11 protein-coding genes and 1 other annotated feature are annotated in these 13,022 nt (G+C 39.3%); of the genes, 4 read left to right on the top strand and 7 right to left on the bottom strand.

Annotation, left to right across the window (positions count from 1 at the left end; translation table 11 throughout):
- Window positions 1-119 precede the first annotated feature (119 nt).
- Window positions 120-348 (bottom strand) — a binding site (T-box leader).
- Between the two features lie 262 nt (window positions 349-610).
- The 4 genes from J2Z23_RS04050 to J2Z23_RS04035 form a co-directional block, all read right to left on the bottom strand.
- The gene (locus J2Z23_RS04050) at window positions 611-1,495 is read right to left on the bottom strand and encodes an agmatinase family protein (protein WP_209973272.1); all 885 of its coding nucleotides are present in this window, start codon (window positions 1,493-1,495) and stop codon (window positions 611-613) included.
- A gap of 188 nt (window positions 1,496-1,683) precedes the next feature.
- Window positions 1,684-3,069 carry an APC family permease gene (locus J2Z23_RS04045; RefSeq protein ID WP_209973270.1) on the bottom strand — a complete coding sequence of 462 codons (1,386 nt, stop codon included), beginning with the start codon at window positions 3,067-3,069 and terminating at the stop codon, window positions 1,684-1,686.
- Between the two features lie 444 nt (window positions 3,070-3,513).
- Entirely contained in the window at window positions 3,514-4,677 is a 1,164-nt protein-coding gene (locus tag J2Z23_RS04040) for an ABC transporter permease (protein WP_057988432.1), read from the bottom strand.
- The gene (locus J2Z23_RS04035; protein WP_057988434.1) at window positions 4,670-5,416 is read right to left on the bottom strand and encodes an ABC transporter ATP-binding protein; all 747 of its coding nucleotides are present in this window, start codon (window positions 5,414-5,416) and stop codon (window positions 4,670-4,672) included. Before J2Z23_RS04035 ends, J2Z23_RS04040 begins: the two co-directional genes overlap by 8 nt.
- Before the next feature lie 302 nt (window positions 5,417-5,718).
- Between J2Z23_RS04035 and J2Z23_RS04030 the strand changes: the two genes are divergently transcribed.
- The 4 genes from J2Z23_RS04030 (at window position 5,719) to J2Z23_RS04015 (ending at window position 8,873) form a co-directional block, all read left to right on the top strand.
- A complete protein-coding gene (locus J2Z23_RS04030; RefSeq protein ID WP_057988436.1) occupies window positions 5,719-6,417 on the top strand; it encodes a LytR/AlgR family response regulator transcription factor in 699 nt (232 codons plus the stop codon).
- Window positions 6,418-6,426: 9 nt separating this feature from the next.
- A complete protein-coding gene (locus J2Z23_RS04025) occupies window positions 6,427-7,350 on the top strand; it encodes a sensor histidine kinase (RefSeq protein ID WP_057988438.1) in 924 nt (307 codons plus the stop codon).
- A gap of 169 nt (window positions 7,351-7,519) precedes the next feature.
- Window positions 7,520-8,272: a threonine/serine exporter family protein gene (locus J2Z23_RS04020; RefSeq protein ID WP_057988440.1), complete on the top strand. Its 753-nt coding sequence runs from the start codon at window positions 7,520-7,522 to the stop codon at window positions 8,270-8,272.
- A 145-nt stretch (window positions 8,273-8,417) separates the two neighbouring features.
- Window positions 8,418-8,873 (top strand): threonine/serine exporter family protein, encoded by a 456-nt coding sequence (locus J2Z23_RS04015; protein WP_057988442.1) that lies wholly within the window; start codon window positions 8,418-8,420, stop codon window positions 8,871-8,873.
- Window positions 8,874-9,133: 260 nt separating this feature from the next.
- Here J2Z23_RS04015 and nadA read toward each other — a convergent pair whose 3' ends face one another.
- The 3 genes from nadA to nadB form a co-directional block, all read right to left on the bottom strand.
- Complete coding sequence (nadA, locus tag J2Z23_RS04010; protein ID WP_057988444.1) at window positions 9,134-10,234, bottom strand: quinolinate synthase NadA; 1,101 nt, start codon at window positions 10,232-10,234, stop codon at window positions 9,134-9,136.
- Window positions 10,235-10,600: 366 nt separating this feature from the next.
- Window positions 10,601-11,437 (bottom strand): carboxylating nicotinate-nucleotide diphosphorylase, encoded by an 837-nt coding sequence (gene nadC, locus J2Z23_RS04005; RefSeq protein WP_057988446.1) that lies wholly within the window; start codon window positions 11,435-11,437, stop codon window positions 10,601-10,603.
- The gene (gene nadB / locus J2Z23_RS04000) at window positions 11,434-12,990 is read right to left on the bottom strand and encodes an L-aspartate oxidase (protein WP_057988448.1); all 1,557 of its coding nucleotides are present in this window, start codon (window positions 12,988-12,990) and stop codon (window positions 11,434-11,436) included. The genes nadC and nadB overlap by 4 nt, the downstream gene beginning before the upstream one ends.
- Window positions 12,991-13,022: the final 32 nt, after the last annotated feature.

The following is a 13,022-nucleotide window of genomic DNA, read 5'->3' as shown; positions in this document are numbered from 1 at the left end:
TTCTTAGCCTAATAACCCTAAACCTATCAAGGGATAGGACACCCTTTCTTGGTTCAGGAACATTTGCTTGTCGCCCCTCTCAAGCGCCTTCCGCTTTTCTAGACAAAAAGGCCCCTCATCCAAAGGACGAGGGACCGTGGTACCACCTTTATTAGCTGAAATCAGCTCACTTTTTTAACATTCATGTTTAACCCTTGTAACGAAGGGGGTTCGCCAAAGCCTACTATCATCCAGAGTTCGGTTTGGAAGCTCAGAAGTCCATTCACTTTGCATCAACACACTGGTTCACACCAACCACCAGCTCTCTTTTGTGGTCCGCAAGCTACTACTCTTCTTCATCGCCAAAGTTTTCATTGTAATTGTTTTTGATTTTATTTGAAAATTCCCTAAATGTCAATAACTATTTTTTTAACATTACACACTGGTTGTGAATAGGCTTATTCGTCATTCAAAATAAATTGGATAAATGCTAGGTAACTATCCAATACCGCGGCAAAGCCCTGCCTGTAATTTGGCCGTTAAAGACATCTTTGAAAAAATATATCATTACAAAGCTTTGACCCATCAATAATCCTTTATTATTCTTACAAAGGGAAAATTTATAATCCTTTTATTTTTTGCTCAACCTACTCACTGCACATTCAAACATAATTTTAGCAGCGATAGATGTCGTGATCTCACGTACATCATATAATGGATTGACTTCAGCAATATCAAATACATCGACTTTGTCATAAAGTTCTTCTAACATTGAAAAAGCTTGTACGACAGTTAATCCACCTGGCTCATTCGCTCCTGTTCCGGGAGCAAAACCCGGTTCCAATACATCCATATCAAATGTGAGATAAATGTAATCCACTTCTTTTAGTTTATCATTTAGAATCTCGGAGATGATTTCTTTAGGATCTCTGGAATGAACGTCCCTTGCGGTATACTGAACCACACCCACTTCATTAAGATAGTTAGCATACCAAGGATAATTAAAGCTTCGCACACCAATTTGTACAACATGTTCGGGACTTATTCTTTCAAGTTCAATCGCTCTTCTCATTTGACTGCTTTGGGAAAACTTTCCCTGTACAGGTGAATCATCAACCAAATCCAGATGTGCATCAAATTGAATAATTCCTATCTTCCCTTTCGTGTTATCATGTAAAGCTTCGATAATGGGATAAGAAATTGAATGATCTCCTCCCAGTACAAAAGGAAATACATCATTCGTCAACATTTCAGTTACTTTATTTTTTGCGTTGGCAAATGTCTTCTCAGTACTATAGGCGACGATATCAATATCTCCATAATCTATAATACTGTTCTCATGCAATGTATAAAGCTTTCTTTTATCTACATCATACACCTGGTTATCTTCAATCCGGTTTTCAAACCATTTGTAAGCCTCTCTAATCCCTTGAGGGGCAAATCTCGCACCTGGTCTACCAAGTGATGCGCCACCATCCCAAGGAAATCCTACTATTCCAAAAGTCTCTTTTTTCATTATTCAGCAGCTCCTTTAAATTCGCGTTCAAAAAGGAGGATAAAAAGGCCAAATTGGAAAAAAGCGCTGACACTCGTACATTCTATAAGTCAAAGTTCGAGGTGTGCTTGTACAGGTGTGCTGACTTCGACGTTCGACACAGGACGTGCTGGTACTTAGTCGAAAATCCTATATCTTTTAGCGTCATTTTATCCGACCTTTTGGACATCCTCTTTAATTTTAATTTTATTTTTACTGTAACTAAAATACATGACGATACCGACGATCAACCAAACCAAGAATAATATATACTCAATACCGTGTAATGAAATTGGTGTCCCGGGAATGATCATCATCAAAGTTAAAATACTAGAAAAAAATGTTGCGATATAGCTCATTATAATCCCGCCGGGCGGACTATAGGGTCTATGTAAATTGGGCTTTTTCCTATATAGCTGAACACTGCTCAAGGACATGAAAAACCAAGCAATAAGAAATGAAATCCCACCCATCACGATAAATGGTGATAAAATCCCTTGTCCGAGAAATATACCAAAAATGGTAATCAGCAGCATGAATAATAATGCATTCTTCGGTGTTTTATTGTTGTGATCAACTTTTGACAATACCTTCGGCAGAAAACCAGCTTCTGAAAATGACTGAATCAAACGGCTGCCTGCAAATAAAAAGCCATTAAAAGTAGTGATGACACCAAGCAATACTCCAAAGACAATAATGATCGTTAAAAGTTTTGAACCTGTTGCCGCTTCAAATGCTGAAATTAATGGTAACTCTCCTAAATTCACAAGTTCTTCTGCAGGCATAATAAAACTGGACGCCAACACGATGACCGAATATAGTAAACTACCAGCAATAATCGTACCGACAATTGCTTTCCCCAGATCTGCTCTATTTATAGTAGAGCCTACCTCATTTCGTGCTTTAGGAATTGTATCAAAGCCATTCATAAAAAATAAGATGGAAGCAATGGCCGATGCCACACCACCTATCGTTCCTGATTCAGATGTTGTTTGCGAGATATTTTCACTTGACCCTGCAACAAATCCTCCAATAATAAACACAAAGAATGTTGCAATCATCATCCAGGTTGCAATGTTTTGAAATTTACTTGATTGCTTTACACCTTTGTAATTTAAATAGACGATGATCGTAACCATGATTAAACTGACGATTAAATGAGGAAGGTAGATGACCGAACCAAACAAAGAATACAGCGGAATAGCGTTCATCGCTGGTATTAAATACGAAGTTAGCGCAGCGACCGATACTGCCACCCACGGCAGAATAATTAAATATCCCAATATCAAAAACCATCCGCAAACAAAAGCCGAGAGCTTGCCGACAGCTAAATATGTATATGCATATTCCCCACCTGAAACTTTTAAGCTGGATGTGAGTTCACCGTAGACAAAACCAATTGGAATAATCATCAACATTGTCACCAAAATGGCAATGATTGCCCCAATACTGCCTGCAGCCGACATCCATGCAGGTATGGATATCACCCACCCTATTCCTATCATACTTCCAAACGCAAGTGCAAAAAAGTCTTTGCCTGACATTCCATCCTTCATTGAACCACCTCTATGTTATATTTATACCTGATTATAAATAAATATTCATATAAAGACAATCATAAAGTTTGCGATAAAGTTGTTTTACCAAAAGTCCAAAAGAAATATAGGCTCAGTTAACGAGCGTTGGTGCTTTCAATAGCAAACTACCTCGCATACATAGAATCAATCACTATACATAATTTAAAAAAGTTTACTAGGTTAATCGTTTGTATATTGGCTAAAACCATTAGAGCCTATATAACAAAAAAGACTGGAATTCACTCCAGCCTTTGAATAATTGCATGCCTGTTGCCGCTCTATATTCATTTTTTACTCTTCAAACACCAATACACCAAATTTTCTGCAATGCAAGACCTTGTCTATCCGCGTTCGTATGCTTCCCATTTACATTACTATTCTCTAAAGAAATTGATTCATTATCATTTGGAATGACCGTAACAATTATTTTCCTAACATCAAACGATGGTTATGAAAAAGCTTATTCGCTATTGGAAATAAAATGGCAATACACGCTAAATAACTGCCAATTGCTAGCGCAAAGCCACTACCTGGAATTTGACTGTTAAAGGCATCTTGGACAAATAAGAACAAGTTCATTACAGGAATAGCATATAGGAATAGTTGATGAGTATCTCCTAAGAAAAACATAAATAGCATCGGCATAGTCATCAATCCCATAATAGGAGTAATATAATAACCTGCCTCTTTGACGGAGTTTGCTAACATACTTAAAATCATTTCCAATTCTGCTATAAAGATGGCATGTAATGAAACTAGGATAATCCCCATTAGGATAAATAAGAGTGGATTTTCAATTGCCGCCATTCCTTTTTTCAATTCCGTTGTGAAATTCATTAGCCCACTGAGCAAACCAATACATAATATGCCAGTAAAAATGCCAAGTAAAGAAATCGTCAACCATTTAGCCAATAAAATTTTTATCGGTTTTACAGGAGTGATGAGCAGTGCTTCCATCGTTTTCTTCTCTTTTTCACCAGCAAACAATTCAGTAGCCGACGGGTAGGAACCATTCGCAATTGCGATTGGAATTAACAATGGGATCAAAATGGCAAGCATGAAGGAGGCCATGGCATCATCTTCATTTTTTGTCGTTTGTGGTTCAACTTGGAAAACATTGAGGACATTGGGATCTATTTCACTAGCCACCATTCGCTCTTGTACAACCTCATTTTGCCAGTTTGTAAATACAGATTGAATCAAACTCCATGCACCAGATGACTCCTGGCTACCAGGATCAAAATAAACACGTACAGGTACGGAAGTTTGCGCTTCTAAGGCTTCTTCCCATCCCCCTTCCATTTCAATTCCTGCTTGAACTTTGCCATCATTCATTGCCTCCTGCACATTCGCATGTTTTTCAATCGTGACATCAGGCAAATAGGTTTGTAGCTTTTCAATTAATTCAGCTGCAGCATTTTCTTCCACCGCAAGTGTAAACTCAGGATCACCACTAGAAACCAAGAGTTTATCATAAAAAATCGTCAAAGCGGCCATCATGACAAATGGAAATATAATCAATAATGTAACACTTCTTTTATCTCGTAAGACATCTTTCATCTCTTTCAAAAATAATGTTTTAAACATAGAGATCCCCCCTTACAATCTTGGAAGTGAACAGATAATTTAGATCCCGGCTATTTTCTTTTTTATACAGATCTTCAAGATTGCCTTCATACACAATCTGTCCTTTATGCATCATAATAATGTCATCACATAGATGAGCAATTTCATCCATTATATGGGTAGAGAAAATAATCGTTTTCCCCTCTCCCTTGAATTGATAAATAAATTCACGAAAAATAGTTGCCGAAGTAATATCTAATCCTGTTGTTGGTTCATCAAATAAGACTATATCCGGATCATGGATTAATGTCCTAGCGATTGCTACTTTTTGTTTCATTCCTTTAGAGAAACCATCTACTTTCCGATCCAAGTACTTCCTCATGCCAAATCGCTTCGCTAACATTTCAATTCGATTTTTAATATCATGGGCACTCATTCCATAAAGGCTACCGAAGTATTCAAGATTTTCACGCGCAGTTAAACGATTATAGAGCCCGGTCTCTGCACCAAACAATACACCAAGTCGGTGGCGTACCTTCTCTTTATGAACGTAAATATTTTCCCCGTCTATTGAAATGGTTCCTTCATCTGGTTCAATCAACGTACAGATCATCCGGAGCAATGTTGTTTTTCCTGCCCCGTTTTCACCGATTAATCCGACTACATTCCCTTCCTTTATGCTAAGCGAAATATAATCGACTGCTTTCACTAATTGCTTTTTATCTTTAAATTGTTTAGAAACCTGATCAATGACAATCATGTCGTTTCTCCTCCCACTTTCTAATTGTCTCTATTGTACGGTGTAATTGGCTTCAAGTCTGCCATCTTGTCGCGAAGGGGCACTTACCTGTCATGAAAAGTTCAGATGACAGAATGGAATGCTCTCTTTCTCAAAATGGATTATAATGGAGGGAGATTTTCTAACGGTGTGTGTTTAAATGTTTTACATAGACGTTGTGTCTACATGAAGTACTAGTGCAAAGAAAATGTTAGAACAGCGCAAATATCGCTGTTCACGCAATTTTCCTTACTTTTTGAACATCCTTTAAAGGGGTTTTTGCAATGAGAGTGGGTATTGTTGATGACCGTCAAATTGACTTAGATAAATTAAAATTTATTTTACAAGAAGAAAAGGATATTGAGCTCATATTTGCTACTACCGACTCAGAAGAAGCATATCGAGAGATCCAAAAAAACAAGATTGAGTTATTGATAGCTGATATTGAAATGCCAGGCATTTCCGGGTATGAGCTTGCCGATATTATCCAAACACATGGACTGCTCATTTCCGTTATTTTTGTAACTGCCAAAAGTGGTTATGCCGTTCAAGCCTTTGAATTAAATGTACATGATTATATTTTAAAACCTTATACAAAGGAGCGGCTACAACAGTCTTTGGACCGTTTTCGGGAAAAACAACATGCGGGCAACCTCACAGGTCGTCTGGTGCTGAAGCAAAAAAGTCGTATTGAAATGATTCCCAAGAAGGATATTATTTTTGCCGAACGGACAGGGAGATCTACGACGATTTATACAGTCGATGATGAACATGCGACATATTTATCGATGAATGAGTTGGAAGCAAGCCTACGAGAAAATAACTTTATCCGTTCTCACCGTTCTTTTCTTATCAACCTTCATTTTGTAAAAAGTTTTTCGATCTATACGAAAAAGTCATACAGCGTGACTTTCGATGGCACGAAAAAGATAGCTATGCTAACCAAAGATAAAATGGATTATTTGCAGAAGTATTATTTTTGAGGTGAAAAGATGGTAAAATTTCTCCTGTTCCTTCCATGGCTTTTCGCACTAGGATGGACAATGCTTGCAAATCACTATATTTTCACATTGTTCATCTTACTGGGAGCGACATATCAATTATTTTTCATTAAAGGGGATGAATGGCTAAGTTCATGGAAAGGAATAACAATAATCCTACAACTTTGCTGGTTTCTGGCAAGTTATGGGACAAATACTCCTTTCTTACTTCTAGGAATAGGGCTACAAGCCGTTGCCTTACACTTCTACCAAAACAGTTTACTAGTGGAAAGAAGAAAAACCAATGAAATTATCAAAAATTATGAACAACAAACAGCTCTTTTATATGAATTAAGAAGACAGCGGCATGATTTAGAAAAACATGTATCTGCCATTTTACATGCTGGTGGGAGTTCGCAGAACACGGAAAATTATAAACAAGAGGTGGCGTCACGTTTTACAGCACTAGATAAAGTTTTACATAATGAATCCAATCTTGTCGCTGGGTGTCTATATGCCTACAGCAAGCAGGCAGAGGAAAGTCATGTTTTATTAGATTACCAACTTCACCAAGCCTTATCTGGGTTGCCCTTAACAGAGTATGAATTAATCGCCCTGGTAAGTAATATTTTGGAAAATGCAATCGAGGCAGCAACAGAGGTATCCGATGGAAGAGTACTATTCAGTTGTCGGAAACAAAGCGGTATTTTTATTATTATCTGTAGAAATGATACGTTACCCATTCAAGAGCGAATTCTGGAGCGCATGTACACGCCAAAAGCAGAATCAAGTAAAACAGGAACTCATGAGGGCTTTGGTACTCAAGAGATCCAACGAATAGTGAAAAAGCATCAAGGTATCCTAGACTTTTCCTTTATTAAGGACCAGTTTACGTTAAAAATAAAATTGCCTGATGTACGGGAACTAAGGCGTTAACGATAGAATAAAAAGACAAGATGGATGCGACTATTAGCAACTCATGGGGCGTAAAACATCGTCCTTTTAAAAGTTGCCTGTCACAAGAACAATAATGTTGTTTTATGTTTGCCGAGCTCGTAGTATAGTTTTGTAATATTTTTACCTCAATGAAAGTGACGTGAAGGTTTTGAAGCCATCTGAAGAAAAAAGACTTGTAGAGGCCTGCCTTTTAGCGGGAAAGATTTTGATGCAATGTGGGGCAGAGACTTATCGGGTGGAAGATACGATGATGCGTATGGCAGCAGCGTGCGGATTCTATGAAAGTCAAAGTTATGTGACTCCGACAGGGATTATTTTTTCGCTAGAAGACTCTGACTCCTCTCAATTTGTTCGCATTAGTCAGCGTGGAACAGACCTTGAAAAAATTGCTCGTGTTAATCATATTTCCAGAAAGATGGCAGAAGGAGAATTAGGATATAGAGAAGCATTCCAATCCCTGAAAAAGCTTGAACGGGAAAACCTCTCTTTTCCGATTTGGGTTCAGATATTAGCTGCAACAATTTCAACAGGAAGCTTTTTGATTATGTTTAAGGGGGTCTGGAGCGATTATGTTCCAGCCATGCTCATAGGCGGGGCAGGCTTTTCAGCTCTCCTAATTATTCACAATCAAACAAAAGTAAAATTTTTTGCGGAATTTATGGCCGCTTTTGTTGTCGCCTTATTATCGCTTATATTTATTAGGACTGGATTAGGCAAACAGCTAGATGTTATCATTATCGCCTCGGTGATGCCACTTGTTCCTGGACTGCTGATTACCAATGCGATTCGCGATTTAATGGCTGGCCATTTTGTATCTGGATTATCGAAGGGGGCGGAAGCTTTCTTAACAGCGTTCGCGATTGGAGCAGGAGTTGCGGTCGTCCTTACACTTTGGCTTTGATAGCGCATGTTGCTGTTTGATCTGTAGACGGAATTTATCGAGAAGTTGTGCTCGCCCTTTGCCTGGCATGACAGAATTAGGCTTTTTACGCTTGCGTAACCCCTCGTTCGTTGTTATTATCCATTCACTTTAAGGAGGATCCAGCATGTCTTATTATCTGGCCCAAATTAGCCTAAGTTTAATTGCATCAATTGGCTTTGGGATTATCTTTAATGCTCCGCGAAAAGCGTTGCCCCATTGTGGACTTGTAGGTATGGGTGGTTGGATGATGTACTTAATTATGACCGATGCTGGCATTGATATTGTCCAAGCCGCTTTCTGTGGAGCATTTGTTGTCGGCTTGATTGGCCATATATTAGCAAAATATTACAAAACACCCATTATCACGTTTATCGTTGCTGGGATCATTCCTCTTGTTCCAGGGGGGACGGCTTATAACGCTATGCGTCATGTTGTGAGTAACGATTATGGTGAAGCTATTCCGCTTGCGGCAAAGGCATTTATCGTAGCGAGTGCAATAGCCTTAGGACTTGTCTTTGCAGAAGTCTTTGTACAATTTTACTTAAAGGTTTTGAAAAGGAAAAAATTAAAAAACAGCTAAATGGGATGAGGACAAAAGTTTTTAACGAAGAAAAACCGAACTACTAAGTGCATACAGCCCGCCCCGGAAATATACTTCGCTTTCCGCGGGCGGCTGGTGAGTCCTCAAGCCTACAGGATGTAGGTCACGAAAGCGTTGCGACGTACAAGGTAGTACTGGTGTAGGGGAAACAACAGGAAGTTGCGCAGAAATCTTTAAATACTTACATCTCCATGTAAATGTAAAAGAGCACACCCTGTTCGAATGTGCCCACTCATCTTCTATGATAATGCCAACATCCTTTCCAAAGCGAGTATTGCAAAAGTAGATGTGGTTTCATCGACTTGAATAAGATTGCGTTCTTCTCCTTGTTCAATTGATTCCAAACACCAAACAAGATGGGGTAAATCAATCCGATTCATCGTTAAACACGGACACATATGGGGATTCAGCGAAATAATCTGTTTATCAGGATGCTGTTTGATAATCCGTTTTACTAGATTCATTTCTGTGCCAATAGCCCAAGCTGAACCGGGTTTTGATTGTTCAATCGCTTGAATAATATAATTCGTTGAACCGGCTAAATCTGCGAGGGCAACGACTTCTCGACTACATTCAGGGTGGACAATAATCTTCATATTAGGGTAATCATCACGCACCTGTTTCACATTTACTTCAGTAAAATTCTCATGCACGGAACAATGCCCTTTCCACAGAATGACTTTCACTTTTTCAAACTGACCTTCAAAAATCAATTTATTTTGAAGCGGATCCCAAACCGCCATTTCTTCCAAGCCAACACCCAAGTTATAAGCCGTATTCCGTCCCAAATGTTGATCAGGCAAAAATAGAATTCGTTCTTTTTGCTGAAAAGCCCACTGCACCATTTTTTCCGCATTAGAGGATGTGACAGTTGCCCCCCCATTTTCTCCAACAAATGCCTTGATGGCAGCTGTTGAATTAACATAGGTCAAAGGCAAAATTGTATCGCCAAATAGATTCTGTAGCTTTTCCCAAGCTCGTTCTGTTTGGTGAATATTCGCCATGTCAGCCATCGAACAACCTGCACGCAGATCTGGTAAAAAAACTCTTTGTTGTTCTGTCGTTAGTATATCTGCCGTTTCAGCCATAAAATGTACGCCGCAAAAAACAATATATTCTGCTTTACGATTTTCCTGTGATAATTGGGCAAGTTTCAATGAATCTCCTGTAGCATCGGCAAATTGAAATACTTCATCTTTTTGATAATGGTGGCAAGGAATAAAAAGCCTTTCACCCATTTTCTTCTTTATTTTTCGAGCTCGCTCTTCCAACTCTCCTGTTGACATATTCCGATATTTTTCAGGGAGTGTATTTGTCTGTAAAGTATCTAATAGATTCATTCCATATCCTCCTCTTCATGGCAAATCTTCGAACAGCTACTTCTATATTTTGAATTCTCTTAATTTAGCAATCGTCCATCCCCTACTAATATGATTCCTCTCCCTAATGCCTTAAAGAGAGCCAACATCAACCCCTTACGATTTTGCATTCCTGAGTGATTTCAGGGACGGCCAGCGCCAACGCCCTTACCTTTTTCCTCCAATTTTGTTTACAACCAATCCCCGCATCCTTACGCTTTTTCCGAATCTTTCTGATTTTCGTTACGGTCTACACCGACATCCTTACGTTCTCTCCAACTCTCTGTTTTTTGTTATGGCCCAATTTTTTCCCACAAAGCTTTCCGCTCCAGGACAGCCTCACAGTCGTTATTTATTCAAAGTTACCTTTGCACTAATATCCAAGGCTGTGATGGAATGAGTAAGAAATCCTAAGGAGATATAATCGACTCCTGTCTCTCCATAAGAAGCGAGTTTCTCAAGTGTGATGCCCCCTGATGCTTCGGTGACGATATTATCTGGCACTTCTTTGATCCACATGTTAATCTCCTCAGGAGTTCGATTATCAAACATAATCACATCGGCCTGCGCTTCAACTGCTTCTAACATTTGCGCCCTTGTTTCAACTTCGACCTCGATTTTCACCATATGGCCTACGTTATCTCGCGCTGCTGCTACAGCCTTTGCAATCGAACCAGCAAAGGCAATATGGTTATCCTTCAACATGACTGCATCGTACAGGCCAAGCCGGTGATTTCCTCCGCCTCCACAGCGAACCGCATACTTTTCCAACATTCTTAAACCAGGTGTTGTCTTTCTTGTATCACAGATTTTTGTATGATCGCTATTTAACAAAGTGACAGCTTCTTTTGTTTTCGTCGCGATTCCACTCATTCTTTGCACTAAATTTAAAACGACCCTTTCCGCTTGTAGAAGATCGGCGACTGTCCCCTTAATCACTGCTAGCAATTGTCCCTTTTCAATCCATTCCCCATCATGAACCTTTATCTCAATAGCTAACTGATCTACAAGCAGGGAGAAACCTGTGCGGATTATTTCTTCTCCGCAAAAAATCCCCTCATCTTTTGCTATTAGAGCTAGTTTTCCCGTTTGTTCCGAGCTGAAGATACTGCTTGATAGATCACGATCCCCGATATCCTCTAAAAAGAATTGTTTAAGTTGCTGCTGTAATTTGATTTTGTTCATAGGCTATTCCCCCCATCTTTTCGGCTATGTATTAGCAATTTTCGTCTCCAGTTGTGATCATCTTCACTTGGAAAATCAGATCGATAATGACCTCCACGGCTCTCTGTCCTTTGCAGTGCTGCCTTCGTAATAAGAGTGGCTGTAATCAACATAAAATAGCGAGTGAGCTCCTCTTTATCCATCTGATCGAGATTTCCAATCTGGTTGTGCATTCCTCTGTATGACTCTAACCAACGCAACTGTGCTTTTAAATCGGCCCCCGTTCGTACAATCCCCACATAATCCATCATCCGATTCTGGATTTCCACTATAGACGGCAGTGGCTTTCCCTTTTGCTCATCTGGCAACTTCTGTCTGTAAAGAACTTCCTTACGACTCCCTTGAGTAAAGGTTTGGCTATTCAACCATTTTGCAAGATTTTCTGCCATAAACAAACCTTCTAATAATGAATTACTAGCCAAACGATTAGCTCCATGAAAACCCGTATATGCGGCCTCTCCTAAAGCATATAACCCCTGAAGACTACTCCTACCCATGAGGTCTGTTTGAATACCTCCCATTAAAAAATGACTTCCAGGGACAACTGGAATTCTCTTCTCTTCTAGATCAATCCCACTTTCTTTACAAAGGCAAGAAATTGTTGGGAATCGCTTTGAGAATGCTTTTATATGTGAGATATCTAGATAAATATCCTCTCCTTGTGAAAGATATTCATAGATTGTTTGCGAAACAATATGCCTTGGCGCTAAATCTCCCAAAGGATGTATTCCCCTCATTATTTCTTTACCAATCTTTGTCACCAACCGTCCCCCCTCACCTCGAACAGCTTCTGAGACAAGACCTCGCGTTTTCCCATTCGTATAAAGGAGGGTAGGATGAAACTGAATAAATTCCATATCCGCAATATTTGCGCCAGCAAGATAGGCCATAGCGATTCCATCGCCTGTTACTGTCTCAGCATTAGAACTATATCGATATAATTGACCACATCCCCCTGTTGCAAGGACAACATGATCGGCCAGAAAATAATGGCATATGTTCTTTTCGTCTTTTGTCTTCACACCATGACAAATATTATTTTCCACTAAAAGTTCATAAACAAAGTGATTTTCCATCACCTTAACATGATCCGGGATATGGAGAAGCAAATAATCCATGATCGTCTTTCCAGTTGCATCTCCACCGCCATGAATAATTCGCTTCTCACTATGTGCTCCTTCCCTGCCAAGCAAATAGCGCCCTTGCTCATTTTTATCAAAGGGACATCCTTGTTGTGCTAGAGATTGTATGAGTGAGGGTGCCGCAGCTGTTAAGTCCCTAACAACATCAGGATCATTATGAAACCGTCCTGCCATGAGTGTATCAGTACAATGTTTTTCCCATTTATCCTGATCCCCTATAGCAGCTGCAATTCCACCTTGCGCTAAATAAGAATTTGATTCCTTGATATTCGACTTTGTGATAATCATCACATTGATATCATGATGAAGTTGGCAAGCTAATCGGAAGGCCGCAACCCCACTCCCAATAATCAATACATCTATCTGTCTCATAAGTCCCTCCTTTATATAAAAGTAATTTGCAA

Source organism: Lederbergia galactosidilytica, from assembly GCF_017873565.1.
Lineage (GTDB): Bacteria > Bacillota > Bacilli > Bacillales > Bacillaceae_C > Lederbergia > Lederbergia galactosidilytica.
This window is presented reverse-complemented; position numbering and strand designations above follow the sequence as displayed.

What these genes read in the sequence shown, in the direction of transcription:
- J2Z23_RS04050 (WP_209973272.1), bottom strand. Translation starts at nt 1,495, where the DNA reads ATGAAAAAAGAGACTTTTGGAATAGTAGGATTTCCTTGGGATGGTGGC.
- J2Z23_RS04045 (WP_209973270.1), bottom strand. Translation starts at nt 3,069, where the DNA reads ATGAAGGATGGAATGTCAGGCAAAGACTTTTTTGCACTTGCGTTTGGA.
- J2Z23_RS04040 (WP_057988432.1), bottom strand. Translation starts at nt 4,677, where the DNA reads ATGTTTAAAACATTATTTTTGAAAGAGATGAAAGATGTCTTACGAGAT.
- J2Z23_RS04035 (WP_057988434.1), bottom strand. Translation starts at nt 5,416, where the DNA reads ATGATTGTCATTGATCAGGTTTCTAAACAATTTAAAGATAAAAAGCAA.
- J2Z23_RS04030 (WP_057988436.1), top strand. Translation starts at nt 5,719, where the DNA reads ATGAGAGTGGGTATTGTTGATGACCGTCAAATTGACTTAGATAAATTA.
- J2Z23_RS04025 (WP_057988438.1), top strand. Translation starts at nt 6,427, where the DNA reads ATGGTAAAATTTCTCCTGTTCCTTCCATGGCTTTTCGCACTAGGATGG.
- J2Z23_RS04015 (WP_057988442.1), top strand. Translation starts at nt 8,418, where the DNA reads ATGTCTTATTATCTGGCCCAAATTAGCCTAAGTTTAATTGCATCAATT.
- nadA (WP_057988444.1), bottom strand. Translation starts at nt 10,234, where the DNA reads ATGAATCTATTAGATACTTTACAGACAAATACACTCCCTGAAAAATAT.
- nadC (WP_057988446.1), bottom strand. Translation starts at nt 11,437, where the DNA reads ATGAACAAAATCAAATTACAGCAGCAACTTAAACAATTCTTTTTAGAG.
- nadB (WP_057988448.1), bottom strand. Translation starts at nt 12,990, where the DNA reads ATGAGACAGATAGATGTATTGATTATTGGGAGTGGGGTTGCGGCCTTC.